The 23,509-nt window shown below is 72.5% G+C and carries 27 protein-coding genes; 9 read left to right on the top strand and 18 right to left on the bottom strand.

Annotation, left to right across the window (positions count from 1 at the left end; all coding sequences use genetic code 11):
• Positions 1-46: 46 nt before the first annotated feature.
• From LH62_RS08050 to LH62_RS08040, 3 genes are read right to left on the bottom strand one after another with little or no spacing between them, the layout of a single operon-like run.
• Positions 47-343 carry a circadian clock KaiB family protein gene (locus LH62_RS08050; RefSeq protein WP_043360503.1) on the bottom strand — a complete coding sequence of 99 codons (297 nt, stop codon included), beginning with the start codon at positions 341-343 and terminating at the stop codon, positions 47-49.
• Positions 340-2,040 (bottom strand): ATPase domain-containing protein, encoded by a 1,701-nt coding sequence (locus LH62_RS08045; protein WP_160299798.1) that lies wholly within the window; start codon positions 2,038-2,040, stop codon positions 340-342. Before LH62_RS08045 ends, LH62_RS08050 begins: the two co-directional genes overlap by 4 nt.
• A gap of 11 nt (positions 2,041-2,051) precedes the next feature.
• The gene (locus tag LH62_RS08040; RefSeq protein ID WP_255360015.1) at positions 2,052-3,692 is read right to left on the bottom strand and encodes a bifunctional diguanylate cyclase/phosphodiesterase; all 1,641 of its coding nucleotides are present in this window, start codon (positions 3,690-3,692) and stop codon (positions 2,052-2,054) included.
• Between the two features lie 396 nt (positions 3,693-4,088).
• Here LH62_RS08040 and hisF point away from each other — a divergent pair, with 396 nt between their 5' ends.
• The 7 genes from hisF to LH62_RS08005 all read left to right on the top strand — a co-directional run bounded on the left by hisF (position 4,089) and on the right by LH62_RS08005 (position 9,313).
• Positions 4,089-4,865 (top strand): imidazole glycerol phosphate synthase subunit HisF, encoded by a 777-nt coding sequence (hisF, locus tag LH62_RS08035; RefSeq protein WP_043360502.1) that lies wholly within the window; start codon positions 4,089-4,091, stop codon positions 4,863-4,865.
• Positions 4,866-4,868: 3 nt separating this feature from the next.
• A complete protein-coding gene (locus tag LH62_RS08030) occupies positions 4,869-5,390 on the top strand; it encodes a phosphoribosyl-ATP diphosphatase (protein ID WP_082012418.1) in 522 nt (173 codons plus the stop codon).
• A gap of 17 nt (positions 5,391-5,407) precedes the next feature.
• Complete coding sequence (locus LH62_RS08025) at positions 5,408-5,794, top strand: histidine triad nucleotide-binding protein (RefSeq protein WP_043360500.1); 387 nt, start codon at positions 5,408-5,410, stop codon at positions 5,792-5,794.
• A 3-nt stretch (positions 5,795-5,797) separates the two neighbouring features.
• On the top strand, positions 5,798-6,649 hold the full coding sequence (locus LH62_RS08020) for a SirB1 family protein (protein WP_052213938.1): 852 nt from the start codon (positions 5,798-5,800) through the stop codon (positions 6,647-6,649).
• A gap of 118 nt (positions 6,650-6,767) precedes the next feature.
• Positions 6,768-7,712 (top strand): glutathione synthase, encoded by a 945-nt coding sequence (gene gshB, locus LH62_RS08015; RefSeq protein WP_043360498.1) that lies wholly within the window; start codon positions 6,768-6,770, stop codon positions 7,710-7,712.
• A 61-nt stretch (positions 7,713-7,773) separates the two neighbouring features.
• On the top strand, positions 7,774-8,817 hold the full coding sequence (locus LH62_RS08010) for a sensor histidine kinase (RefSeq protein WP_043360496.1): 1,044 nt from the start codon (positions 7,774-7,776) through the stop codon (positions 8,815-8,817).
• A 106-nt stretch (positions 8,818-8,923) separates the two neighbouring features.
• A complete protein-coding gene (locus LH62_RS08005; RefSeq protein ID WP_052213936.1) occupies positions 8,924-9,313 on the top strand; it encodes a response regulator in 390 nt (129 codons plus the stop codon).
• 6 nt (positions 9,314-9,319) lie between these two features.
• Here the strand turns inward: LH62_RS08005 and LH62_RS08000 are convergent, their stop codons facing one another.
• From LH62_RS08000 to LH62_RS07970, 7 genes are read right to left on the bottom strand one after another with little or no spacing between them, the layout of a single operon-like run.
• The gene (locus tag LH62_RS08000) at positions 9,320-9,940 is read right to left on the bottom strand and encodes an ABC-type transport auxiliary lipoprotein family protein (RefSeq protein WP_052213933.1); all 621 of its coding nucleotides are present in this window, start codon (positions 9,938-9,940) and stop codon (positions 9,320-9,322) included.
• Positions 9,937-10,956 carry an MlaD family protein gene (locus tag LH62_RS07995; RefSeq protein ID WP_043360494.1) on the bottom strand — a complete coding sequence of 340 codons (1,020 nt, stop codon included), beginning with the start codon at positions 10,954-10,956 and terminating at the stop codon, positions 9,937-9,939. The genes LH62_RS08000 and LH62_RS07995 overlap by 4 nt, the downstream gene beginning before the upstream one ends.
• Entirely contained in the window at positions 10,956-11,708 is a 753-nt protein-coding gene (locus LH62_RS07990; RefSeq protein WP_043360492.1) for an ABC transporter ATP-binding protein, read from the bottom strand. Before LH62_RS07990 ends, LH62_RS07995 begins: the two co-directional genes overlap by 1 nt.
• A complete protein-coding gene (locus LH62_RS07985; RefSeq protein WP_043360491.1) occupies positions 11,708-12,808 on the bottom strand; it encodes an ABC transporter permease in 1,101 nt (366 codons plus the stop codon). The genes LH62_RS07990 and LH62_RS07985 overlap by 1 nt, the downstream gene beginning before the upstream one ends.
• A 2-nt stretch (positions 12,809-12,810) precedes the next feature.
• Positions 12,811-13,608, bottom strand: a complete 798-nt coding sequence (locus LH62_RS07980; RefSeq protein ID WP_236552505.1) for an RNA methyltransferase — start codon at positions 13,606-13,608, stop codon at positions 12,811-12,813.
• Between the two features lie 5 nt (positions 13,609-13,613).
• Positions 13,614-14,546: a hydroxyacid dehydrogenase gene (locus LH62_RS07975; protein WP_043360490.1), complete on the bottom strand. Its 933-nt coding sequence runs from the start codon at positions 14,544-14,546 to the stop codon at positions 13,614-13,616.
• A gap of 57 nt (positions 14,547-14,603) precedes the next feature.
• Entirely contained in the window at positions 14,604-16,274 is a 1,671-nt protein-coding gene (locus LH62_RS07970) for a stimulus-sensing domain-containing protein (protein WP_052213930.1), read from the bottom strand.
• Positions 16,275-16,311: 37 nt separating this feature from the next.
• Here LH62_RS07970 and LH62_RS07965 point away from each other — a divergent pair, with 37 nt between their 5' ends.
• Together LH62_RS07965 and LH62_RS07960 are read left to right on the top strand one after the other, a co-directional pair.
• On the top strand, positions 16,312-16,761 hold the full coding sequence (locus tag LH62_RS07965; RefSeq protein ID WP_043360488.1) for a secondary thiamine-phosphate synthase enzyme YjbQ: 450 nt from the start codon (positions 16,312-16,314) through the stop codon (positions 16,759-16,761).
• Between the two features lie 104 nt (positions 16,762-16,865).
• A complete protein-coding gene (locus LH62_RS07960) occupies positions 16,866-17,366 on the top strand; it encodes a hypothetical protein (RefSeq protein WP_043360485.1) in 501 nt (166 codons plus the stop codon).
• Positions 17,367-17,928: 562 nt separating this feature from the next.
• On the opposite strand, the gene LH62_RS07955 is transcribed toward LH62_RS07960, so the two are convergent.
• From LH62_RS07955 to LH62_RS07920, 8 genes are read right to left on the bottom strand one after another with little or no spacing between them, the layout of a single operon-like run.
• Positions 17,929-18,486, bottom strand: coding sequence for a HupE/UreJ family protein (locus tag LH62_RS07955; protein WP_043360482.1), 558 nt, complete (start codon positions 18,484-18,486; stop codon positions 17,929-17,931).
• The gene (ureG, locus tag LH62_RS07950) at positions 18,486-19,109 is read right to left on the bottom strand and encodes an urease accessory protein UreG (protein WP_043360479.1); all 624 of its coding nucleotides are present in this window, start codon (positions 19,107-19,109) and stop codon (positions 18,486-18,488) included. The genes LH62_RS07955 and ureG overlap by 1 nt, the downstream gene beginning before the upstream one ends.
• Complete coding sequence (locus LH62_RS07945; RefSeq protein ID WP_082012417.1) at positions 19,106-19,843, bottom strand: urease accessory protein UreF; 738 nt, start codon at positions 19,841-19,843, stop codon at positions 19,106-19,108. Before LH62_RS07945 ends, ureG begins: the two co-directional genes overlap by 4 nt.
• Positions 19,776-20,279: an urease accessory protein UreE gene (locus LH62_RS07940; RefSeq protein WP_043360476.1), complete on the bottom strand. Its 504-nt coding sequence runs from the start codon at positions 20,277-20,279 to the stop codon at positions 19,776-19,778. Before LH62_RS07940 ends, LH62_RS07945 begins: the two co-directional genes overlap by 68 nt.
• Positions 20,279-21,991, bottom strand: a complete 1,713-nt coding sequence (ureC, locus tag LH62_RS07935; protein WP_043360474.1) for an urease subunit alpha — start codon at positions 21,989-21,991, stop codon at positions 20,279-20,281. The genes LH62_RS07940 and ureC overlap by 1 nt, the downstream gene beginning before the upstream one ends.
• The gene (locus tag LH62_RS07930; protein WP_043360472.1) at positions 21,991-22,296 is read right to left on the bottom strand and encodes an urease subunit beta; all 306 of its coding nucleotides are present in this window, start codon (positions 22,294-22,296) and stop codon (positions 21,991-21,993) included. Before LH62_RS07930 ends, ureC begins: the two co-directional genes overlap by 1 nt.
• Positions 22,293-22,595, bottom strand: a complete 303-nt coding sequence (locus LH62_RS07925) for an urease subunit gamma (protein ID WP_043360469.1) — start codon at positions 22,593-22,595, stop codon at positions 22,293-22,295. Before LH62_RS07925 ends, LH62_RS07930 begins: the two co-directional genes overlap by 4 nt.
• A gap of 42 nt (positions 22,596-22,637) precedes the next feature.
• Positions 22,638-23,468: an urease accessory protein UreD gene (locus LH62_RS07920; protein WP_043360467.1), complete on the bottom strand. Its 831-nt coding sequence runs from the start codon at positions 23,466-23,468 to the stop codon at positions 22,638-22,640.
• Between the last annotated feature and the right edge of the window lie 41 nt (positions 23,469-23,509).

Raw genomic sequence — 23,509 nt, 5'->3', positions numbered from 1 at the left:
GCAAGCTCCTGCTGGTCGCCAGATATAGAGCCTGACGCGGCGGAGGTCAGGGGGGGTCGCCGTCCAGTACGTCGGCGAGCCAGCCGGCCAGCAGCTCCGGCCGGTCGAAATCGCCGATGAACCAGCGGCGGCGGCCATTGGCGGCGGTGAGGGCGAGGCTCGGCGTCGCCAGCAGCCCGGCCTCCAGCGCCCGGGCCGGGTCGCGCAGCACGTCGATCAGCTCGATGCGGAAGGTGCCCTCGGGCCGGCCGGTGGCGGCGATGGCGGCGGTGAGGTTGCGCAAAGCTGCCGCAGAGCGCGGGGCGCCGCCGGCGACGAAGAGGGCGACGGCGGCCGAGCTCATGCTGCCGACCCTCCCTCCGATCCCCCCTCCGCCGGCGCATCGGCGGAACGGCTGGTGGCGATGCGGAGGAGGCGGTCGGCCCGGGCCGCGCGGCGCGCGGCCTCGGCCGTCTCCAGCAGGGCGAGCTCGGCCCGCGCCGCCTCGGATTGCAGGCCGGACTGGCGCTGGCGTATCTCGGCCTCGGTGAGCTGGGCCTGGAGCTCGCGCAGGTGGCGCTGGTGGTCGAGGCTGGCGAGGGCCTCGAGGCGGCGCTCCTCCGCCTCCCGCTCCATCCGGGCGGTGCCGAGCAGCACCGTGCCGCCGGCGGTGTAGACATCCGCCAGGGTGCAGCCCTCGGCGGTCATGATGAGTTCGCGCGTCTGGTTGGAATGAGCGCTGCCGCGCGCCTTGACGATGGAGAGGGTGCGGTTGCGCTCGCCACCCCGCTCGGCATAGCCGAGGGCGATCCAGGCATCGGCGATGGTGGAGACGGCGCTGAGCGTGCTGGTGGACGGATCGTCCCCCACCTCGACCAGGGAGGTGAGCAGGGCGGTCATGCCGCGGGCGCGGGCTTCCTCCACCAGGCGGCGGATGGCGGACTGGCCGAGATCGGCGACGCCGCCGCGCATCAGCGAGGAGACGGGGTCGACCACCAGGGCGGTGGCGTCCTGCGTCTCGACCGCGGCGAGGATCTCGGAAAGCAGCTGCTCCGGCCCGTCGCGGCCGGGCTGGAGGCCGATCAGGTGGAGGGCACCGCTGGCGCGGTGGGCGGCGAGGTCGATGCCGACCGAGCGCATGTTGCGGATGGCCTGCTCCGGCCCCTCGTCGAAGAAGATGTGCACGGCGCGGCCGCCGGCGGCGCAGACGGAGGCGGTGAAGAGCGCCGCGAGGGTTGACTTGCCGGTGCCGGGCGGGCCGGAGAGCAGCGCCGTGCTGCCCCGCAGGTAGCCGCCGCCGAGCAGCACGTCGAACCGCGCCATGCCGGAGCCGACCCGCTCCCGCGAGGCAGGCGATGGGTCGCCGCCCGGCCACATTAGTGGCTCTAGCCCGTGGCGGGAGACGAACAGCGGATGGGCGCTGCTGCTGTGGCCGCTGCCGCGGGACTTGGTGATGCGGAGCGCGCGGAGGGTGCCGCCGCTCTCCTCCCGCTGCTCCAGCGCCACCACGAGGGAGACGGCGAATTCCAGCGGGCCGAGCGCATCGACCGGGCCACCATGGCGCTCCGCCTTGGCGGTGATGATGGCGCTGAGACCCTCCTCCTCCAGCCAGCGGCCGATGCGGGTGAGTTCCGCGCTGCGCCGGGCTGGGCTGGCGAGCCAGCCGAGCACGGTGTCCAGCCCGTCGAACACCACCAGCTCCGCCCCGGTCTGCCGTGCCTTGGCGGAAAGGGTGGCGAGCATGCCGCGCAGGTCGAAATCCCCGGCGAAGACCATGTCCGGGTCCGGCCGCAGGTCGAGCGCGTGGAACTGCCGTCCGGCCAACGCCGCAAGGTCCCAGGTGAAGCCGGAGGCGTTGCGGATGATGTCGGACGGCGGCTCCTCCAGCGCGGCGAAGACGACGCCGGCGCCGGAGAGCCGCGCCCGGGTGGCGGCGATCTGGCAGGAGAGCAGCGTCTTGCCGGCGCCGGCCTGGCCGAGCAGCACGGTCAGCCGCCGGGTCGGAATGCCGCCCTGGGTCAGCCGGTCGAACCAGGCGATGCCGGTCGGGAGGCGGGGCATCGGGCCGCCGCTCATGCCGCCGCCACCGGCAGGACCGCGTGCTTCTCCAGCAGCCAGATGAGATCCTCCTTGGCGAGCGGCAGGCTGAACAGGTAGCCCTGCGCCACCGGGCAGCCGAGCACCATCAGACGCTGCCGCTCCGCCTCCGTCTCCACGCCTTCACAGGTGGCGGTGATGCCGAGGGCGCGGGCGACGCCGAGCACGCCGGTGACGATGGCGGACTGCACCGGGTCCGCATGCAGGTTGCGGACGAAGCTGCGGTCGAGCTTCACCTCGGTGAAGGGCAGGCTGCGGAGCTGGTCGAGCGAGGCGAAGCCGGTGCCGAAATCATCCATGGCGAGGCCGATGCCCATCTCGCGCAGCGCCTGGGAGCAGGCGAGGGTGCGCGCGCTGCCATCGGCGAGCACCGTCTCGGTCAGCTCGATCGAGATCCATCCCGGCTCCGCCCCGGTCTCGGCCAGGATGCGGCGGAACAGGCCAGGGACGTCGTCGCGGTGGAACTGCACCGGCGAGACGTTGACGGCGACCTGCACGGCATGGCCGCCGCGATGTAGCGCCGCGGCGGTGCGGGCGGCCTCGGCCAGGGCCCAGGCGCCGATCTCGACGATGAGCCCGCTCTGCTCGGCGACGGGAAGGAAGCGGTCGGGCGATTGCAGGCCGAAGATCGGATTGTTCCAGCGCAGCAGCGCTTCGACGGCGAGGATGCGGCCGGTGGCGAGCTCCACCTTCGGCTGGTAGTGCAGCACGAATTCCCGGTTGGCGAGGGCGCTGCGAAGGTCGGCGGTCATGCGCAGGCGTCGGCGGGCCTCGCGCTCCACCGCAGGGTCGAAGGCGCGGCGCTCGCCACGGCCGGCGGCCTTGGCGGCATAGAGCGCGGCCTCCGCCTCGATCAGCAGCGGCTCGCCCTGGGAAGCGGTCCAGACACCCTTGGCCCAGCCGAGGGTGATGGTGAGCGCGACGGTGGCGCCGGGCAGGATGAAGGGCTGGCGCAGCATGCCGTGCAGCGCAGCGACCATCGCCTCGGCCGCCTCGGGGCGTCGCAGCGCGGCGGCGAATTGCCCGGCGCCGAGCCGGCTGCCGGCGATCAGGCCGGGCACCGCCTCCAGCCGTCGCCCCAGCTCGAGCAGCAGCAGGTCGCCGGCGGAGCGGCCATAGGTCGCGTTGACGTCGCGCAGCTGATCGACGTCGCAGCAGAGCATCAGCAACGGCTCGTCCGCCCCCAGCAGGGCCAGCCGGTCGAGCAGGCCGCGGCGGGTCAGCAGGCCGGTGACCTCGTCAAAGGTGGCGGCGCGGGCGAGCCGCTCGTTGACGTCACGGAATTCGGTCACGTCCCGCGTGGTACCGAGATAGTGGGTGACGCGGCCCTCGGCGTCGCGCAGCGGGCGCAGGCGCACCTCGCTCCAGAAGGGGGTGCCGTCGCGGCGGAAATTGCGCAGGACGACGGTGCTGTCGCGCCCCTCGGCGATGGCGCTGGCCATTTCCCGGACCGCGGGCTGGGTGCGCTCGGTGCCTTGCAGGAAGCGGCAGTTGCGGCCGAGCAGCTCTTCCCGCCGGTAACCGCTGATGCGCTCGAAGGCGCTGTTGACGTAGACTAGCGGGTGGTCCTGCAAGGCGAGGTCGGCGATGGCGATGCCGTCCGAGAAGCCTTCCAGCGTCCGCTCGTTCAGGGCGAGCCTGAGGCCGGTGGCGTCGGTGCGGCCGATGGTTCGTTCGAAGAAGCGATTCCGAGGTGACCGCCGCTGGCGACCTGTCGGAACATCGCGCCGGGGTGATACGAAAGGTGGCCGTGGCCCGGCGAATCATGCGCGATAGCCGGCGCCGGGAAGAAGCATGATGTCTGGTCCGAACTTTATTGCAGCGGATCACCGGAAGCTGCTCGCGCAGAACATGCACGGATAAGACAGTATGCAACCTCTCGTTTGTGGCGTCAACGAGTGCCTACCCGGCCCGTGGCCGGCCACCCCCCGGCGGCACCTCGCCGCTTGACCCCCGGCCGCTTCTTCGCCATGCGGTGAACAGGCCTTTACCTCCAACCGGACCGGTGAACCGTGCTCGCTCTCCGCGTCATCCCCTGCCTCGACGTGAAGGACGGCCGCGTCGTCAAGGGCGTCAATTTCGTCGCACTCCGCGATGCCGGCGACCCGGTGGAGCAGGCGCGCACCTATGACCGCGAGGGCGCCGACGAGGTCACCTTCCTCGACATCGCGGCGAGCCACGAGAACCGCGACACCATCCTCGACGTCGTCTCGCGCACCGCGGCGCAGGTCTTCATCCCGCTGACCGTGGGCGGCGGCGTGCGCTCGGTCGAGGACATCCGCCGGCTGCTGCTGGCCGGCGCCGACAAGGCGAGCATCAACAGCGCCGCCGTCGCCGAGCCCGAGCTCGTCTCGCGCGCGGCGGAGGCCTTCGGCAGCCAGGCGATCGTCGTCGCCGTCGATGCGCGCAAGGTGGGCGAGGGCCGGTGGGAGGTCTTCACCCATGGCGGGCGCAAGCCGACCGGCATCGAGGTCGTCGGCTGGGCACGGCGCATGGCGGAGGCCGGCGCGGGCGAGATCCTGCTGACCAGCATGGACCGCGACGGCACCAAGTCCGGCTTCGACCTCGAGCTGCTGCGGGCGGTGCGCGCCGCGGTGCCGGTGCCGATCGTCGCCTCGGGCGGCGTGGGCACGATGGAGCATTTCGTCGAGGGGGCGCGGGTCGGGGCGACCGGCCTGCTCGCCGCCAGCGTCTTCCATTACGGCGAATTCCGTATCGCCGATGCCAAGGCGGCGCTGGCCCGGGCCGGCCTGCCGGTCCGCCCCCTGCCCGAGACGGAGGCCGCCTGACGCATGGCGAAGGACACCAAGAGGAAGCCGGCCGCGAAGGCCGGGAAGAAGCGTGCGGCGGCGGTGCCGGTGCCGGAGGGCGTGCCGGCCGTGCCGGCGAAGCCGAAGAAGGCGGTGCGCCGGGTGGAGGCCCGTCACCTCACCCCGCTGGAAGGGCCACGGGACGGCGATGCCGCGGTGCTCGACCGGCTCTGGGACACGGTGGAGAGCCGGCGCTTGGCGGGCGATGCCGCGACCTCGCATTCCGCCCGGCTGATGGCCCGCGGCACGGCGAAGGTGGCGCAGAAGCTCGGCGAGGAGGCGGTGGAATGCGTCATCGAGGCGACGCTCGGCCACCGCACCGAGACGGTGCTGGAATCCGCCGACCTGCTCTACCATCTCGTCGTCGTCTGGGTGGATGCCGGCATCCGCCCGGAGGAGGTCTGGGCGGAGCTCCGGCGGCGCGAAGGCATCAGCGGCATCGCCGAGAAGGCAGCGCGGCCCAAGAGCATCGTCCGCGCCGCGCGCACCACCAAGCTCGCCTGACAGGTTGGAGGATCGCCATGTCCGTCTCCGGCAAGCCGCCCTATGACCCTGGCAACATCTTCGCCCGCATCCTGCGCGGGGAGATTCCCTGCAAGAAGGTCAGCGAGGACGAGCATGCGCTCGCCTTCCACGACATCGCCCCGCAGGCGCCGGTGCATGTGCTGGTGATCCCGAAGGGCCCTTACGTCAGCGCCGCCGACTTCCATGCCGAGGCTCCGGCCGAGGCCATCACCGGCTTCTGGCGCGCGGTCGGGCGGATAGCGCGGGAACTCGGGCTGGAGGAGCATGGTTATCGGCTTCTCTCCAACATGGGCGAGTATGCCGGCCAGGAGGTCGGGCATTTCCACGTCCATCTCTTCGGCGGCCGCCGCCTCGGCCGGATGGTGCCGCAGCCGCGGGAGTAGTGCATGGCCTTGAGCCCTGAGGATGAGGCACGCGCCGCCCTCGCCGCCGCCGGGCAGTTGCCGGATGCCGAGATCGAGCTGGCCGCCGTCGCGCTGCAATTCGCGCGGATCGATGCGCCGGAGGCGGATTGGCGCGCGGCCTCCGCCCTGCTGTCGGAGCTGGCGCAGGCGGCCGTCGCCGCCGCCGCGGCCGACCCCGCGGCCGATGCGGGCGATGCGGAGCGGCGCCGCGCCGTGCTGGCCGAAGTGATCCATGGCCGCTTCGGCTTCGGGGGCGATACCGAGGATTACGAGAACCTCGACAACGCCAACCTCATCCGCGTCGCCGAGCGGCGGCGGGGGCTGCCGGTCGCCCTCGGCATCCTCTGGCTGCATGCGGCGGAGGCGGCGGGCTGGGCGGCGCATGGCGTCGATTTCCCCGGCCATTTCCTGCTGGCCGTCGAGGGTGGGCGAGGCCAGGCGCTGGTCGATGTCTTCGCGGGCGGCGCGGGGCTGCAGGCGCCGGACCTGCGCGCGCTCATCAAGCGGATCGAGGGCGAGCGGGCGGAGCTGCGGCCGGGCCTCGTCCGACTGATGGACAAGCGGGCGGTGCTGCTGCGCCTGCAGAACAATATCAAGCTGCGGCGCCTCCGCGCACAGGACCTGGCCGGGGCGCTCGCCTGCTCCGAGGACATGCTGCGCCTCGCCCCGGACCAGGCGCTGCTCTGGCGCGAGGCCGGGCTGATGAACCAGCGGCTGGACCGCATCGCCGCCGCGCTCGGCTGCCTCGAGCGCTCGCTGGAGCTGGAGCCGGAGGGGCCGGCGGCCAGCCGGACGCGGCTGGTGGTCGAGGAGCTGCGGCACCGCCTCAACTGAGGCCCGGCCCGATGGCCAGGACGGCGCGGGGCGCGGGGGCTGAATCCGGCCGGCTTTAGCGCTGGCCTTTTCCCGCGGTTCGGGGCACGGAATCGCTCCGAACCAAGTGGAGACGACCATGGCGCGCGCCCTCCGGGTGGCGGTCCAGATGGACCCGATCGCCGGCATCAACATCGACGCCGACAGCACCTTCGCCCTGATGCTGGAGGCGCAGGCCCGCGGCCACCGGCTCTGGCACTACCATGTGCGGGACCTGGCCCTCGTCGGCGGGCGGCTGCTGGCCCAGGGCGAGCCCGTCACCGTCGAGCGCAAGCAGGGTGCGCACTACGCCTTCGGCCCGCGGGAGGAGATCGACCTCGCCACCATGGACGTCGTGCTGATGCGGCAGGACCCGCCCTTCGACATGGCCTACATCACCGCGACGCATCTGCTGGAGCACATCCACCCGAAGACGCTGGTGGTGAACGACCCGGCGAGCGTACGCAACGCGCCCGAGAAGCTCTTCGTCCTGCAGTTCCAGGACCTGATGCCGGAGACGCTGGTGACGGCGAGCCGGGCGCAGATCCAGGCCTTCCGCGAGAAGCACCAGGACATCATCGTCAAGCCGCTCTTCGGCAATGGCGGGGCGGGCGTGTTCCACATCAAGCCGGGCGATTCCAACCTCAACAGCCTGGTCGAGATGTTCACCGAGCGCTCGCGCGAGCCGCTGATGGTGCAGCGCTACGTCCCCGAGGTGCGGCAGGGCGACAAGCGCATCATCCTTGTCGACGGCGTGCCGATGGGCGCCATCAACCGCGTGCCGGCCGCGGGCGAGGCGCGCAGCAACATGCATGTCGGCGGGCGGCCGGAGAAGACGACGCTGACCGCGCGCGAGCAGGAGATCTGCGCCCGCATCGGGCCGGCGCTGCGCGAGCGCGGGATGATCTTCGTCGGCATCGACGTCATCGGCGACTACCTCACCGAGATCAACGTCACCTCGCCGACCGGCCTGCAGGAGATCGCGCGCTTCGACGGCGTGCATCTGGAGCGGGCGATCTGGGACGCCATCGAGGCGAAACGTTGACCTCACGCTGGCGTTCGGGTTGACGGTGCCGTCTCCGGCGTCCGCTTCCCCAGGAGGTTCCATGGAACGGCTCTTCCTGCTCGCGGCGCGGTCGCGCGGCCTGCCCGTCTGGATGCGCTACGGCGCGACGACGCTGCTGGTGGTGATCTGTCTCGGCCTGCGGCTCTGGATCTTCGGCAACAAGCCGGGGCTGCCCTTCCTGCTGTTCTTCCCGGCGGTGATCGTCGCCGGGCTGGCCTTCGACCGCGGCACCGGCATCTACGCCGCCTTGCTGAGCGGGGCGTTCGCGGTCTGGTTCCTGCTCGAGCCGGGTGGCCTGCTGCGCATCACCGATGCCTCGGACCTGCTGGCGTTGATGATCTTCCTCGCCATCGCGCTCTTCACCGCCTTCCTGATGGAGGCGCTGCACGTCGCGCTGCGCCGGCTGGCGCAGGAGCGGGCGGGCCTCGCCCTCGCCAATGCCGAGCTGGCGCGGATGGCCGAGTCGCGCGGCACGCTGCTGAGCGAGGCGGTGCACCGCGCCCGGAACGACCTGCAGCGGCTGGCGGCGACGCTGCACCTGCAGGCCGGGGCGGCGGCGGAGCCGGAGGCACGCCGAGCCTTGCAGGATGCCTCCGGCCGGATCATGGCGTTGGCGCGGATCAATGCCCGGCTCGACCGGCACCGGGATGACGGCCAGGCGGTGGTCAGCAGCCGCGGCTTCATCGAGGGGCTGGTGCAGGACCTGCGGGAGGTTGCCGTCGACATGCGCCCGATCGCCATGATGGTGCAGGCGGAGGACCACCCGCTGCCGATGGCGCGCGCCGTGCCGGTCGGGCTGACGGTGAACGAGCTGGTGGGCAATGCGCTGAAATACGCCTTCCCCGGAGAGATGGAGGGGCGGATACGGGTAAGCTTCCGGCAGGATGAGGCGGAGTTCGTGCTTGCCGTCGAGGATAACGGCATTGGCTTCGACCCCGGCGCGCCGCCGCAGGGGAGCGGCCTCGGCACCCGGATCGGCCGGGCGCTGGCGGGGCAGCTCGGCGGCAGCCTGGATGCCTCGGCGTTGAGCCCTGGGAGCAACCGGCCGGGGCTGCGCTGGGTCATGCGGTTTTCCGCACCCTGATCCTGCGCCGCGCCATCTGCATGAGTTTTCCTTGGACCTTCCGCCGTTGCTGTGGCTTGTTCGGTGGAGGCGCGTCCGCCTACTGCAACGAGGGGATACCGACAGGATGAGAGGCCCCGCCTATCGCAGGCTTCGCATCCTGGTGGCCGAGGACGAGGCCCTGATCGGCCTGGCGGTGGAGCAGGAGCTGGAAGAGCGTGGCCACGCCGTCACCATGGCGAGCGACGGCCAGGCGGCGCTGGAGCTGGAGGCGCGGCTCGGCCCCTTCGACGTGGTGGTGACCGACATGCAGATGCCCCGTATGCGGGGCGACGAGCTGGTGCAGGCCTTGCGCCGCCGCTGGCCGGGCCTGCCGGTGGTGGTGATGTCGGCCAATCACGTGCCGGAGGCGTCGGCGGCGCTGCGGGCGCTCGGCGGGCCGATCACCATCCTGACCAAACCGACCCCGTTCGGCCACCTGGCCGATGAGGTGGAGCGGCTGGAGCGCGAGGCGTAGGGCGGTTCACCGCTTGGCGGCGGCCAGCCCCTCCTCCACCCGGGCCAGGGCCTCGCCGAGCGCAGCGGAGAGCGCCGCCGCCGCCTCCGGCCCCGGGGCACGCGGGTCGAGGCCCGGCGGAAGGGACGCGCTGCCCCCGGCCGTGAACTGGGCGAGGATACGGGCCTCGCCGGGGCCGGACGGCGGCTCCGCCAGCAGCAGGATGGACAGCGCGGCCACCGCGCGGCCGGCGGCCGGTTCGGCCTGGAGGCGAATCAGCTCGCCCTCCAGCACCAGGCTGGCGCGCAGGCGGGAGCCGGGCTGGGTGACGGCGGCAAAGCGCCCGCTCGCCAGCAGCCAGCGGCGCAGCGCCTCCTCCGCCGCATCGGCGGGGGGTGCCACCCATTCCTGCCAGTAGGCGGTGGCGACCTGGCCATCGGCGGTGAGGCTGCGCAGCCCGCGTCCCTCCAGCCCCGGCGCGGCGCGCAGGCTGCGGACCAGCAGCACCGGCGCGTTGCGCGGCGGCGTGGCGCGCGCGGGGCGCTCGGGCGAAAGGCTGAAGCGCTGCGTCTCCTGGTAGGGCCGGTTGGGCAGCACGCTGCACCCGGCCAGCAGCGGCAGCAGCAGGACGGTGCGGCGGGTGGTCATCGGCGGGGCTCCGGCGCCGGCGGCGGCGCGCCGAGGATGGCCTGGGAGGGGTAGCGGCGCAGCTGCTCCGTCGTCTCGCGGAGATTGGCGATGGCGACGCGCAGGTCGCGCAGGATCGGGCCCAGCTCCGCCTGGAGGTCGGTGGTGGCGCCGCGGACATTGCGCAGGCTGCCGTCGAGCGTGGCGACGGTGTTCGGCAGGCGGGCGACGACCGTCCGCAGCTCCGCCATGGCGGCGGCGGCATTGGCCAGTGTCTGCTGCGCCTCGCGCCCGTTGACCAGGGCGCGGGCATCGGCGGCGGCGCCGCGCAGCTCCGTGGCCAGCCCCGGCAGGTCGGCGCCCTCGGCCTGGGCGCGGAGGCTGCGGAGCAGGCTGGCCGCCTCGCGCAGCGCCACGGCCGCATCGCCGTCGCGCAGCTGGGCGCGCAGCTCGGCGACCAGTCCGATGCCATTGTCGAGCAGCCCGGCGAGATCGACGGTCTGCAGCTTCTGCAACAGGTCCTCCGCCGCGTTCCGCACCTGGGCGACGGTGGAGGGCACCGCCGGCACATAGGGGTAGTGCGGCTCCCAGGGCACCTCGCGGGGCGGGAAGCGGCCGGGGTCGAGGAAGTCCATCTCCAGGTAGTTCACGCCGGTGATGCCCTGCGCGGCGATGCGGACGCGGAGCCCGAGGCGCACCGCCTCGTCGACCGCGGGCACCTCGCCCGCCCTGGAGATGTCCACGGCGAAGCGCACATAGACGAGCTGGAAGACGGCGCCGAAGGCGGTGCGGTCCGGCACCCGGTACTCGGCGGTGACGAGGCCGATCTCGGTGACGCGGCCGATGGCGACGCCGCGGTAGCGCACCGCCGAGCCGACATCGAGCCCCTGCACGGATTCCCGAAGGTAGGTTTCATAGATGGCGGCGCCGCGGCCGAAGCGGCTGGCGGTGAAGAACAGGACGAAGCCGATCGTCAGCGCAAGCCCGGCCAGCACCAGCGCGCCGACACGGAAATAGAGGCCACGGCTCTGCGGCATCAGTCCAGCACCTCGCGGCGGAAGAAGGCCCGGACCACCGGGTTGTCGCTCTCCTCGCGCAGGCGGCGCGGGTCGCCCTCGGCGATCATCCCGCGCGCCGCCTTGTCGAGCATGATGCAGCGGTCGCCGATGGCGAGGATCGATTGCAGCTCGTGCGTCACCACGACGAAGGTGGTGCCGAGGTCGCGGGCCAACTGCTTGATCAGCGCATCGAGCCCGGCGGAGGTGATCGGGTCGAGCCCGGCCGAGGGCTCGTCGAGGAAGAGGATGGGCGGGTCGAGCGCCATGGCGCGCGCGATGCCCGCCCGCTTCGCCATGCCGCCGGAGATCTCGGCCGGCAGCCGCCCGGCGGCGTCCGCCAGGCCAACGAGGCCGAGCTTCGCCCGCGCCACCAGCGCCCGCGCCTCGGGCGGCAGGTCCGTGTGCCGCTCGAGCGGCACCTCGACATTCTCGGCCAGGGTGAGCGAGCCGAACAGCGCGCCCGACTGCCACATCACCCCGATCCGCCGCAGCAGGGCGTTGCGCGCCTCGCCGGAGAGCCCCTCCATCGCCTCGCCAAGGATTTCGACGCGCCCCTCGGCCGGCGGGTAGAGGCCGATGATGTGCTTCAGCAGCGTCGACTTGCCGGAGCCGGAGCCGCCGAGGATGACGAAGACCTCGCCGCGGCGGACCTCGAAGGAGACGTGCTCGAAGATGGTCCGCCCGTCGAAGCGCGCGGCCAGGTCTTCGACGCGAAGGACGGCCTCGGCCATCACCAGCCGAGCCGGAAGAACAGGATGGAGAAGACGCCGTCCAGCATCACGATGGAGACGATGCCGCCGACCACGGCCATGGTCGCCGCATCGCCCACCGCCCGCGGCCCGCGCCCGGCCGAAAGCCCCGCGCGGCAGCCGACGAGGCCGATGGAGAGGCCGAAGACGGCGGCCTTGAACAGCCCGCCGAGCAGGTCGTGCAGGCCGATGGCCCGACGCAGCTGGTTGACGACGCTGACGGGCGGGAAGCCGAGCGAGGCCATCACCCCGGCCATGCCGACGAGCCCGGCGAGGTCCATCAGCAGGGCGAGCACGGGCATGACGAGGATCGCCGCCAGCAGCCGCGGCAGCACCAGCCAGGCCACCGGGTCGATGCCCATGATGCGCAGCGCGTCGATCTCCTCGTTCACCACCATGGTGCCGAGCTCCGCGGCGAAGGCGGAGCCGGTGCGGCCGGCGAGGATGACGGCGGCCATCAGCGGGCCGAGCTCCCGCAGCAGGGAGATGCCGACGAGGTTGGGGATGAAGATCTCCGCCCCGAAGCGCCGCATCGGGATGGAGGACTGGAAGGCGAGGATCACCCCGATCAGCACGCCGAGCAGCAGCGTCAGGCCGAAGGCGCGCAGCCCCGCCTCGTCCAGGTGGCGCAGCACCTCGCCGAGGCGGAGGCGCCAGGGCCGGCGCAGCGTGCCCATCCCGGCGACCACCGCCTCGCCGAGGAAGGCGACCTGGCCGAGCATGTCCTGCCCGCGCCGGACCGTCGTCTGGCCGAGGAGGGCAAGCGGCGGCAGGCGTGGCGCCTCGGCAGGCGCGGGGGCGGCCAGCGCCTGGCGGGTGCGGTCCAGCACCGCCTGGAGCGGGCCGGTGGGCAGGCCGCGCCAGGCCGTCTCGCCCGCCATGCGCTCCAGCCGCAGCAGCAGCACGGCGCCGGCGGTATCCAGACCAGTGAGGCCGGCGAGGTCGAGGGTGAGGGCGCGCACGCCCTGCATCCGCCGCATCGCCTCCGGCCAGAGCCGGGCGGTGGCGGCGGCATCGAGGCTGCCGGCGAAGGCGAGGGGGGCGGCCGAGCCGTCCGCCGTGGCGGCGAGCGTCGCCGGCATGCTCAGCGGCGGGGCCGGGGGCGTTGCGGCGCGGGGGCCGGTGACGGTCCGCCGAGCGCATGGAACAGCACGGCGGCGGCGGCCGAGACGTTGAGGCTCTCGACCGGCCCGGCGGCGGCCAGCGTCACCCGCGCCGGGCAGGCCTCCAGCACGGGCGTGGAGGGCCCCTGCTCCTCATTGCCGAGGACGAGGGCAACGGGCCGGTCGCGCGGCAGCGCTTCGGGAGCGTGGCCGCCGGTGGCGGTGGCGGCGACGACGAGGAAGTCGCGCTGCATCGCCCGCAGCAGCGCAGGCAGGTCGCGCGCGCGCAGCACCCGCAGCAACTCCAGCCCGCCCTCGGCGGTGCGGAAGGCGGCGTCGGAGAGATCGGCTTGACGCCCATCCTCCGACAGCAGCAGGGCGCGGCAGCCGAAGAAGGCGGCGGAGCGGGCGATGGCGCCCAGGTTGTGCGGGTTGCCGATGCCGTCCAGCACCGGCAGCAGCGGCGCACGGGGCAGGTCGGCGGGGAGGACGGGACCCTGCAGCCGCTCGGCGTAGCGCACCTGGGCGATGGCGCAGATGCCGCCATGGTGTGGCGTGCCGGCGATGCGCGCCAGCTCCTCCGGCGGGACCTCGCGGTAGGGCCGCCGGGTGCGGGCGAGATGGGCACAGAGCGGCCCGGCCATCCGCCGCATCGCCTCGGTATAGAAGAGGCGCAGCACCGCCTCGGGGCGGCGGATGAAGAGGGCTCGCACCGGGGCGGCGCCGCAGATGCGGTGCGGCTCCGGCGGGCGGGGAATGGGAGCAGGTTCGGGCAGCACGCGGTTCAGTCCATCGCCAGGGCGACCAGCACCCGGGCGGCGATGAGGGAGGAAACGCGGAGGTTGCTCTCCCGCGTCGCGCCGGCGATGTGCGGCGTCAGAATCAGGTTCGGCACCCCGGCGAGCGGGTTGCCCGGGGCCAGCGGCTCCTCCTCGAAGACGTCGAGCACGGCACCGCCGAGATGGCCGGAGCGCAGCGCGGCGGCCAGCGCCGCCTCGTCCACCACCCCGCCGCGCGAGGCGTTGACCAGCATGGCGCCGGGCTTCATCGCCGCCAGGAACTCGGCGGAGACGAGGCCGCGCGTCGCCGCTTCCAGCGGGACATGCAGGGTGACGGCATCCGCCTCGGCGACCAGCCGGTCGAGGGGGACGGGCTCCGTCCCGGTCTCGGCCCAGCCGGAATGGTCGAGCGGCAGGATCGGGTCATGCGCCACGATGCGCATGCCGAAGGCGCGGCCCAGTCGGGCGACGCGGCGGCCGATATCGCCGAAGCCGAGGATGCCGAGCGTCTTGCCCGACATCTCCCGACCCGTGCTGAGGCGCTCGCGCGGCCACTCCCCGGCGGCCACGGCGGCGCTCGCCTGGAAGGCGCCGCGCAGCAGCATGCCCACCGAGAGGATGGCGTATTCGGCGACGGAATCCGCATTGGCCCCGGCGGCGGGGATCACCTCCAACCGGCGCTGGCGGCAGGCGTCGAGGTCGATGTTGTAGAGGCCGACGCCAAGCCGGCCGAGCACGCGGAGCTTGGGGGCTGCCTCCAGCAGGGTGGCATCGACGCGGGTTCGGTTGCGGACGATCAGCGCCCTCGCCTCGGCGAGCAGGCCGCGCAGGCGGTCAGGAGCGGTGCCGAGATCGGGGTCGTAGAGCGTCGGATGCGCCTCGCTCAGCTGGGCGATGGCCGTCTCCGCCATGTATTCGGTGATGATGATATGACCCATGGCGGGAGAGGATAGCCCGGTTCCGCCCGGAAGTCGCGTGAGCGGATGTTGCGGGACTTATCCGACCGGCAACTGGATGATGAACCGCGCGCCGGTCACCTTCCCCTCGGCGTCGCGCCGGTTCTCGGCGGCGATGCGGCCGCGGAGCCCCTCCACGATCTGCCGGCTTATCGAGAGGCCGAGGCCGGAATGCTTGCCGAAATGCTCGCCGCTCGGCCGCTCGGAGTAGAAGCGCTCGAAGATGCCCTCGAGCTTCGCCTCCGGGATGCCGGGGCCCTCGTCCTCCACCACCACCTCGACCATGGCGCCGGTCGGCCGGGCGCGGACCCAGACGCGGCCATCCTTCGGGCTGAAGGAGAGGGCGTTGCCGAGCAGGTTGCGCATCACCTGCACCAGCCGCCCCTCGACGCCGCGCACCACCAGCGGGCCGGCCGGCGCTTCCAGCACCACCTCCGGGTCGTCCTCTCCGCGCGTGGCGTTGTGCAGCTCGGCCAGCGTCGAGAGGATGGGCGAGATGTCCACCGGCACGGCCACGGTGCGCGACAGCTCGGCATCGACGCGGGAGCTGTCGGAGATGTCGGCGATCAGCCGGTCCATCCGCACCGCGTCCTCGGCGATGATGGCGAGCAGCCGCCGCTGCTGGTCGGGGTTCTCGATGCGCCGCAGCGTCTCGATGGCGGAGCGCACGCTGGTCAGTGGGTTGCGCAACTCGTGCGCCACGTCGGCGGCGAAGCGCTCGTTGGTGTCGATCCGGGCCCAGAGGGCGCGTGCGGCGGATTGCAGGTCCCGCGCCAGGATGCCGATCTCGTCCTCCCGCGCCAGCACGGCGGGGGGCACGCTGCCGCCGCGGCCCTCGCCCTGGCGCATGGCCGCCGCCGCGCCGGCCAGCTGCATGATCGGGTTCGCCAGCGTCTGCGCCAGGTAGAGCGAGAGCAGCACCGTCAGGATCAGCGCGATGACGAAGATACCGAGCACGCTCGCCCTGATCTCGAACAGGCGCTGGTCCACCTCGCGCGCCTCCCGCGTCAGCAGGACGATGCCGACCGACTGGTTGCCGCGCCGCGCCGGCTCCGCCACCGAGACCAGCAGCCGGCCATCCGCGGTGCGACGGATATAGGGCGTCACGCCGCCCTCGAGCGCCAGGCGCAGTTCCTCCCGCCGATCGGGGCCGAGATTGGGCTGCCAGTCGAAGGAGGGGGCGTCGGGTGCGATATCCACCGCCACATCCGATTGGCTGTCGCGCGGCACCAGGCGCAGCAGCTTGTCGTAGAGCCCGGCGATGGTGATGGAGAAGGCGCCGCGCGGCTCGGGCGGCGGCAGCGGCTCCGTCACCACGGCGCCGCCGGAGCCCTCGCGCACCCGGCTGTCGGCGACGACGAGGCCGGTATTGTCGAACAGCCGCGCCTGGGTATTGGGCGAAGGGTCGACCAGGCGCCGCAGCAGCGGGCGGACGGCCTCCGGCACCAGCACGGCGCGGTCGTCCTGCATCCGGGTGCCGGCCTCGGCGATGGCGCCGGCATAGATGCGCGCCTGGGTGCGCAGCGCCTCCACCTCGGCAGCGAGCAGGCCGTTCTGGTACTGGTCGAGATACAGCATGGCGGCGGCCAACAAGGCCGGCGGCAGCACGTTCAGCAGCAGGATCCGCCGCAGCAGGGGCGAAACCCAGCGCTTCCGCCGGGGCGGGCCGGGAGCGATCTGCTGGTCCTGGAGGACGCCGACATCGGGCATGGGGCCATTCTACAGCGGTTTGAGGCGGGAGAGGGGCATGGAACAGCGCATCCACACCATGGAGGTTGCGACACGGGGCCGGGGCCTCGCCGAGGTCACCGGGCCGGTGCGGCGCTGGGTGGCGGAGCAGGGCTTCGTAACGGGGCTGCTGACGGTCTGGTGCCGGCACACCTCCGCCTCGCTGGTCGTGCAGGAGAATGCCTCGCCGGAGGTGCGGACGGACCTCGAGGCGTTCCTCGCCCGGCTGGTGCCGGAGGGCGGCGACGGGCGCTACCGGCACGAGGAGGAAGGGCCGGACGACATGCCGGCGCATATCCGCGCGATGCTGACGCAGACGCAGCTCAGCATCCCGGTGGCGGAGGGGGCGCCGGTGCTCGGCACTTGGCAGGGCATCTTCCTCTACGAGCACCGAACACGGCCGCACCGGCGGGAATTGGTGCTGCACCTGCTGGGAGAGCCGGGCCGGCCAGGACGAGCTGGACCCTGAGACAGGGCCCGGCGCGGGCTGCCATGGAACCGGGCATGTGGCTGTGGCGCTCCCCTCCGGTCACAAGCCGGCCCGTAGGCCGGCGGCGTCAAAGGAAACGAGCGATGCAGGGAATGCCTCACCACAGGTCCAAGGTGGCTACGGCCCAGGAGGACCTTCGGCGGGTCCTGCTGCTGGCGGGAGCGGCGGCGATGCTGGCCCTCGGCATGATGGCCGCGGCCCAGGCCCAGACCAGCCAAACGCCGCCCACCCTCGCGCCAGCCCAGCAGCCTGGCAGCGCGGAGCCCGAGGTGGTCGGCCGGCTGCGGACGGTGGAGCAGGCGCTGCAGCAGACGCGGAGCGAGGTGTCGGGCGGCCAGCAGCCGAATTTCCCGCAGGCGCGCAGCACGGTGGAGGCCGGGCTGCGGACGATCCGGGAGTTGCCGCAGCAGGTCCAGGGGCAGCAGGACTGGCGCGAGGCGCGGCAGAAGCTGGAGCAGGTGCAGCAATCCCTGCAGGGCGAACGCCCTGACCAGCAGCAGGTGGCGAACGCGCTGGGCGACGCGGCCACGGCGATCGGCGCATTGGCGACCCGCATGGGCAGCGGCTCCGGCGCAAGCCGGTAGGGTCTCAGCCCAGGCGGATGGCCGGCGGTCCGGGCATCGCCATGCCGATGAGCGTGGCACCAACGCCCGGCCGGCGGGCATGGCCGTCAGCCATGGAAACCCTCCGGCCCCGGGCGCTCAGGCTCGACCAGGCCTTCGCCGGCTGGATCCGGTGAAGGCTGCTCCCCGCCGGAGGCCATTGGCACCCGACGCGGTCGCACTCCAACTTGCTGGGGTAAAGCACCGGCCCTGGCGTGGTGCGAACCAGGCCGGGATGATGCTCGACCTGCCGGCACGGGGCCAATGCGAAGACACCCCGTGTCATGGTCCTGGACAAGCCTCCGAGCTGCGGGCGGCCAATGAGGCGCCTCAAGCCGTCTCGGCAGGCACAGCGCTTTCTTGTCCCCCGACGACCAGATCGCCAACCTCTTCCGTCTCCACCGTCAAGTATCGGGCGGCGGGAGCGCGGGCGTGTGAGGTTTGGCCCAGTACCAGCGGCGTTGTCGCCGCTGCCTGGACTCTGCTGCGCGTCGCCTGCCACAGGCCAGCGCGGGGGCCAGGGGCCGGCAAGCTGCCGGTGTCGTCAGACGAGCGCCAGCACTACGCCGCCCAGCACCGCCGCACCGCCCGCCGCCTGTGCGGCCCGGCGGGCCCAGGGGGCGACGGAACTCGCCAGCGCCAGCCCTGCCCCATGCAGCAGCGCCGTGCCCGCCAACATGCCGAGGAAGGCCGGCCCGGCCAGCATCTCCGTCCCATGCGCATGGCCGTGCAGCAGGCCGAAGCCCGCCGCCAACACCATGCCGAGCGCCATCGGCAGCCGCAGCGCCAGCCCCGCCAGCGCGCCGAGCACGATGACGGAAGCGAGGATGCCCGCCTCCACCCCCGGCAGCGCCACGCCCGCGAAGCCCATCAGCGCCCCGCCCGCCATGCCGGCGAGGAAGCCGCCCGGCAGCGCCCAGCGCGCCCGCCCGCCGAGCAGCCCGGCCCAGAGCCCGACCATCACCATGGCCAGAAGATGGTCCGCCCCGGAGAGGGGATGGAGGAAGCCGGCGGCCAGCCCATGGTCCAGCGCCGTGCCCGGATGGGCGAAGGCGGTGGCCGGCAGCAGCAGCGCGGCGGCGAGGAAGGGGATCGGGTTCATCAGGCAGCCTTTCGCGGGGCAATCCCGCCCTGGGTGAGGATGAAGTCGGCGATCTCGGCCACGCCGAGATCCTCCTTGAGGTTGGTGAAGATGAAGGGCCGCTGCCCGCGCATCCGCCGCGCGTCGCGGTCCATGACGGAGAGATCGGCCCCGACCAGCGGCGCGAGGTCGATCTTGTTGATCACCAGCATGTCGGAGCGGGTGATGCCGGGCCCGCCCTTGCGCGGGATCTTGTCCCCGGCCGAGACGTCGATGACGTAGATCGTCAGGTCCGCCAGCTCCGGGCTGAAGGTCGCGGCCAGGTTGTCGCCGCCGCTCTCGATGAACAGCACCTCGAGCTTGGGGAAGCGCTCCACCATGTCGTGCACCGCGGCGAGGTTGATGCTGGCATCCTCGCGGATCGCGGTATGCGGGCAGCCGCCCGTCTCGACGCCGGCGATGCGGGAGGGATCGAGCGCCCCGGCGCGCGTCAGGAATTCCGCGTCCTCCTTGGTGTAGATGTCGTTGGTGATGACGGCGATGTCGTGCGTCTCGCGCAGGTGGCGGCAGAGCCGCTCCGTCAGCGCCGTCTTGCCCGAGCCCACGGGGCCGCCGATGCCGACGCGGAAGGGTCCGTTGCTCATGAGCGGAAGAGCCTCGTGTACTGCGTCTCGTGACGCATGGAGAAAAGGTCGAGCACCGGCGCCGCCGTGCCCAGCGTATCGAGGTCGGCGGCCAGCGCCGCATCCGCCGCCTGCTCGACGACGGGATGCAGGGCGGCGGTCGCAACCTGCCCGTCCGTCTGCCCGAGCGGCACCAGCCGCACCCCGGCCGAGACGAGGTTCGCCGCGAACGCCGCCAGCCATCCGGCGAGCGAAGGCCGCAGCGGCAGCCCATGGAACGCCGCCGCCGCCCCGAAGGCGACGGGGTGCGCCAGCCGCCGCGGATGCCGTGCCGCGAATGCCGCAAAGCGCGCCTCCGGCCAGGCCGATTGCGTCACGCCGGTGAAGGCCGTGCCCTGCGCCATGCTCTCCAAGGCGAGTTCCGCCGAGCCGCGCCAGGCCTCCGCCAACGCGGCGACCTCGTCCAGCGCCGCCTCATCCTCCACCGCGCGCCAGGCCGCGACCAGCAGCGCCCCATCGACGCGCCCGGCGCCGGCCAGCAACACGCTGCGGACATACTCGACCAGCGCCGCGCGGTCCCGCACCGTGCCATCCTCCACCGCCGTCTCCAGCCCGTGGCTATAGGTGTAGGCCCCCACCGGATAGGCCGGCGACAGCCAAGCCAGCAGCCGGTAGAGCGCCGCGCCCTCAGTGGTGATGGTCATGGCCGTCATGGTGATGGTGGTGATGCCCCGGCTGCCTATTGTGCTCGCCATAGGCGCCGCCTTCGGGGTTGAACGGCTCCTCCACCTTACGCAGCTCCGCGCCCAACCCGCGCAGCATGGCGACGATCACATGGTCATCACGGATCAGCAGCCGCTCCGGCTGGATCTCCGTCGGCAGGTGCCGGTTGCCGAGATGCCAGGCCAGCCGCATCAGCCGCCCCGCATTCTCCGCCCGCACCTCCACCAGCGGCTCCGGCGCGGCACGGATGAGGATGACGCCGCCCCCATCCAGCAGCAGCCCATCGCCCTGGCGCAGCGCCACCGCCTCCTCCAGATCGAGCAGGAAGGCGAAGCCATCCTCCGCCACGTAGCGCTTGCGGCGCCGGAAGCGGTCGTCGAAGTCGAGCGTCACCACATGGCGCGCCGTGCGCTCCACCCATCCGCCGGCCGGCAGCACCTGGGTGGCGCGGGGAAGATCGCCGCTCATCAGAACAGGAAGTACCGCTGCGCCATCGGCAACACCTTCGCCGGCTCGCAGCTGAGCAATTCGCCATCCGCCCGGACCTCGTAGGTCTCGGGATCGACCTCGATCCTCGGCAGCGCGTCGTTCAGCACCATGTCGCGCTTGCCGATGCCTCCCCGCGTGTTCCGCACCGCAATCAGCTCCCGCTGCAAGCCCAGCCGCGCCCCGATCCCATCCTCCAGCGCCGCGGCGGAGGTGAAGGTGACGGCGCTCGCCACCATGGCCTTGCCGAAGCCCGCGAACATCGGCCGGTAATGCACCGGCTGCGGCGTCGGGATGGAGGCGTTGGGGTCGCCCATCGGCGCCATGGCGATGGAGCCGCATTTCAGCACCATGTCCGGCTTCACCCCGAAGAAGGCCGGCGACCACAGCACGAGGTCGGCGAGCTTCCCCACCTCCACGCTCCCGACATGTGCCGAGATGCCCTGCGCGATGGCCGGGTTGATCGTGTATTTGGCGATGTAGCGCCGGATGCGCAGGTTGTCGTTCTCGCCCTGCTCGCCCGCCAGCCGCCCGCGCTGCTGCTTCATCTTGTGCGCCGTCTGCCAGGTGCGGATGATGACCTCGCCCACCCGCCCCATCGCCTGGCTGTCGGACGACATCATCGAGATGGCGCCGAGATCGTGCAGGATGTCCTCCGCCGCGATGGTCTCCCGCCGGATGCGGCTCTCGGCGAAGGCCACATCCTCCGGGATGCGCGGATCGAGGTGATGGCAGACCATCAGCATGTCGAGATGCTCGTCCACGGTGTTCACCGTGTAGGGCATCGTCGGATTGGTGGAGGACGGCAGGAAGTTCGGCTCCCCCACCACCCGCAGGATATCCGGCGCATGGCCGCCCCCCGCGCCCTCGGTATGGAAGGCCTGGATGGTGCGCCCCTTGATGGCGCCGATGGTGCTCTCGACGAAGCCGCTCTCGTTCAGCGTGTCGGTATGGATCGCGACCTGGATGTCGAAGGCATCCGCGATGGCGAGGCAGGTGTCGATCGCCTTCGGCGTCGTCCCCCAATCCTCATGCAGCTTGAGCCCGCAGGCCCCGCCGCGCACCTGCTCCTCCAGCCCGGCCGGCAGCGCCGCATTGCCCTTGCCGAGGAAGCCAAGGTTGACGGGGAAGCTCTCCGCCGCCTGCAGTATCCGCGCCATGTGCCACGGCCCCGGCGTCGCGGTGGTCGCCAGCGTCCCATGCGCCGGCCCCGTCCCCCCGCCGAACATGGTGGTGATGCCGGAGGCCAGCGCCTCCTCGATCTGCTGCGGGCAGATGAAGTGGATATGCACATCCAACCCGCCCGCGGTGAGGATGCGCCCCTCGCCGGCGATGATCTCCGTCCCCGGCCCGATGACGATGGTGACGCCCGCCTGCGTATCCGGGTTGCCTGCCTTGCCGATGGCCGCGATCCGCCCGTCCCTCAGCCCCACATCGGCCTTCACGATACCCCAATGGTCGACGATCAGCGCATTGGTGATGACGGTGTCCATCGCGCCGCCCGCGCGCGTCACCTGGCTCTGCCCCATGCCGTCGCGGATCACCTTGCCGCCGCCGAATTTCACCTCCTCGCCATAGGTGGTGAAGTCGCGCTCCACCTCGAGGATGAGGTCGGTATCGGCGAGCCTGAGCCGGTCGCCGACCGTCGGGCCGTACATGCCGGCATAGGCGCTGCGCGAAAGCCGTGCCGGCATCAGACCTGCCCTTCCGTCTCGCCGCGGAACCCATGCACCAGCCGCTTGCCGCCGAAGGGGATCAGCCGGACGCTGCGGCTCTGCCCCGGCTCGAACCGCACCGCCGTCCCCGCCGGGATGTCGAGCCGCCGCCCGCGCGCTTGTGCGCGGTCGAAGGTCAGCGCCGGATTGGTTTCGGCGAAATGGTAGTGGCTGCCGACCTGGATCGGCCGGTCACCCGCATTGCCGACCTCGATCTCGACGCTGTCGGCGCCGACATTCAGTTCGATCTCGCCTGCGGCGGGGAGCAGCTCGCCGGGGATCATCGAATGGGCTCATGCACGGTGACGAGCTTGGTCCCATCCGGAAAGGTCGCCTCCACCTGGATCTCATGGATCATCTCGGCGATCCCTTCCATCACCTGCTCCCGCGTCAGCACCGTGGCGCCGTCGCGCATCAGCTCGGCGACGCTGCGCCCGTCCCGTGCGCCCTCCACCACATAGTCGGTGATGAGGGCTACCGCCTCCGGGTGGTTGAGCTTCACGCCCCGCTCCAACCGGCGCCGGGCCACCTGCGCGGCCATGGCGATCAGCAGCTTGTCCTTCTCGCGTGGCGTCAGGTTCATGCGGGCCTCATCGGTGGCAGGGCGATCATGGCCCCGCTTGCCCTATGTCGTCCACAGCCGAGGCAGCCGCGCCGGCCGCCCGAGCGCCGCACCGCGCACGGCCGCAATCGCCGCCCCCACCGCGCGCCGCACCGTGCTCGCGCCACCAAGCCAGCGCGCCAGCAGCAGGCCGGGCCGCGGCAGGGTGGCGGCCGCGTCCGCCTCGCGCAGCCGGTCGCGCATCGCCTCCGCCTCGGGCGCCGCCAGCAACAGCATCGCCGTCGCCCCCGCCCCGCCGAAGCCGAAGGGCGCATCAAGGGCCGATGCCGGGTCGTCGAAGGCGAGCGCATCGGCCCAGAGCAGCCCCCCTGGCCCGCGCAGCCGCCAGGAATCGAGGACGGAGCCGGTCCGCATCCGCTCTCCCGCCGCCGCGCGGCCGAAAACCAGCATCTCCACCGCCAGCAGCCGCGCGCCCTCGGCCAGCTCCACCTCCATCCGCCGCGCCATCCTCGCCCCGTCGAAGAGGATGGTCTCCTGCGGCAGCCATTCCAGCACTGCCTCCGCGCCGAGCGAGAGATGCGTCCCGATCCGCGCCTCCGGCCCGAGGCTGCGGTAGATCTTCTCCGCCGCCGCGGTGCAGAGCGTCGCCCGCGCCCCCGGCTCCAGCCGCACCGACTGCCGCAGCGCGTCGCCCCCCGCCAGCCCGCCGGCGCAGTTCAGCAGCGCGGCCGTCGGCGGCTCGCCCGGCTCCGGGTCGGGGAAGAGTACCCGCAGCGGCGCCTGCTGGAAGAGGTGCCGCAGCACCGTCCCCCGCGGCGAGGGCGCGAAGCCCAGCTCGAAGGCGCCATCGGCCCGCTGGTGGCGGAAGGGCGGGGCAGGGGCGTCGCGCGGCATTGCGGCGGAGCATGGCATGCCGGCGCCCGGGCGCAAGCGCT

Origin of the sequence: Belnapia sp. F-4-1, assembly GCF_000802185.1 — a bacterium.
Classification (GTDB): Bacteria; Pseudomonadota; Alphaproteobacteria; order Acetobacterales; family Acetobacteraceae; genus Belnapia.
This window is presented reverse-complemented; position numbering and strand designations above follow the sequence as displayed.

What these genes read in the sequence shown, in the direction of transcription:
- LH62_RS07955 (WP_043360482.1), bottom strand. Translation starts at nt 18,486, where the DNA reads ATGAACCCGATCCCCTTCCTCGCCGCCGCGCTGCTGCTGCCGGCCACC.
- ureG (WP_043360479.1), bottom strand. Translation starts at nt 19,109, where the DNA reads ATGAGCAACGGACCCTTCCGCGTCGGCATCGGCGGCCCCGTGGGCTCG.
- LH62_RS08045 (WP_160299798.1), bottom strand. Translation starts at nt 2,040, where the DNA reads ATGCCCCGCCTCCCGACCGGCATCGCCTGGTTCGACCGGCTGACCCAG.
- LH62_RS07940 (WP_043360476.1), bottom strand. Translation starts at nt 20,279, where the DNA reads ATGAGCGGCGATCTTCCCCGCGCCACCCAGGTGCTGCCGGCCGGCGGA.
- LH62_RS07975 (WP_043360490.1), bottom strand. Translation starts at nt 14,546, where the DNA reads ATGGGTCATATCATCATCACCGAATACATGGCGGAGACGGCCATCGCC.
- LH62_RS07970 (WP_052213930.1), bottom strand. Translation starts at nt 16,274, where the DNA reads ATGCCCGATGTCGGCGTCCTCCAGGACCAGCAGATCGCTCCCGGCCCG.
- ureC (WP_043360474.1), bottom strand. Translation starts at nt 21,991, where the DNA reads ATGCCGGCACGGCTTTCGCGCAGCGCCTATGCCGGCATGTACGGCCCG.
- LH62_RS07985 (WP_043360491.1), bottom strand. Translation starts at nt 12,808, where the DNA reads ATGCCGGCGACGCTCGCCGCCACGGCGGACGGCTCGGCCGCCCCCCTC.
- LH62_RS08025 (WP_043360500.1), top strand. Translation starts at nt 5,408, where the DNA reads ATGTCCGTCTCCGGCAAGCCGCCCTATGACCCTGGCAACATCTTCGCC.
- LH62_RS08030 (WP_082012418.1), top strand. Translation starts at nt 4,869, where the DNA reads ATGGCGAAGGACACCAAGAGGAAGCCGGCCGCGAAGGCCGGGAAGAAG.
- LH62_RS07945 (WP_082012417.1), bottom strand. Translation starts at nt 19,843, where the DNA reads ATGGCGAGCACAATAGGCAGCCGGGGCATCACCACCATCACCATGACG.
- gshB (WP_043360498.1), top strand. Translation starts at nt 6,768, where the DNA reads ATGGCGCGCGCCCTCCGGGTGGCGGTCCAGATGGACCCGATCGCCGGC.
- LH62_RS07995 (WP_043360494.1), bottom strand. Translation starts at nt 10,956, where the DNA reads ATGCCGCAGAGCCGTGGCCTCTATTTCCGTGTCGGCGCGCTGGTGCTG.
- LH62_RS08050 (WP_043360503.1), bottom strand. Translation starts at nt 343, where the DNA reads ATGAGCTCGGCCGCCGTCGCCCTCTTCGTCGCCGGCGGCGCCCCGCGC.
- LH62_RS08005 (WP_052213936.1), top strand. Translation starts at nt 8,924, where the DNA reads ATGAGAGGCCCCGCCTATCGCAGGCTTCGCATCCTGGTGGCCGAGGAC.
- LH62_RS07965 (WP_043360488.1), top strand. Translation starts at nt 16,312, where the DNA reads ATGGAACAGCGCATCCACACCATGGAGGTTGCGACACGGGGCCGGGGC.
- LH62_RS07990 (WP_043360492.1), bottom strand. Translation starts at nt 11,708, where the DNA reads ATGGCCGAGGCCGTCCTTCGCGTCGAAGACCTGGCCGCGCGCTTCGAC.
- LH62_RS08010 (WP_043360496.1), top strand. Translation starts at nt 7,774, where the DNA reads ATGGAACGGCTCTTCCTGCTCGCGGCGCGGTCGCGCGGCCTGCCCGTC.
- LH62_RS07930 (WP_043360472.1), bottom strand. Translation starts at nt 22,296, where the DNA reads ATGATCCCCGGCGAGCTGCTCCCCGCCGCAGGCGAGATCGAACTGAAT.
- LH62_RS07925 (WP_043360469.1), bottom strand. Translation starts at nt 22,595, where the DNA reads ATGAACCTGACGCCACGCGAGAAGGACAAGCTGCTGATCGCCATGGCC.
- LH62_RS07960 (WP_043360485.1), top strand. Translation starts at nt 16,866, where the DNA reads ATGCAGGGAATGCCTCACCACAGGTCCAAGGTGGCTACGGCCCAGGAG.
- LH62_RS08020 (WP_052213938.1), top strand. Translation starts at nt 5,798, where the DNA reads ATGGCCTTGAGCCCTGAGGATGAGGCACGCGCCGCCCTCGCCGCCGCC.
- LH62_RS07920 (WP_043360467.1), bottom strand. Translation starts at nt 23,468, where the DNA reads ATGCCGCGCGACGCCCCTGCCCCGCCCTTCCGCCACCAGCGGGCCGAT.
- LH62_RS08000 (WP_052213933.1), bottom strand. Translation starts at nt 9,940, where the DNA reads ATGACCACCCGCCGCACCGTCCTGCTGCTGCCGCTGCTGGCCGGGTGC.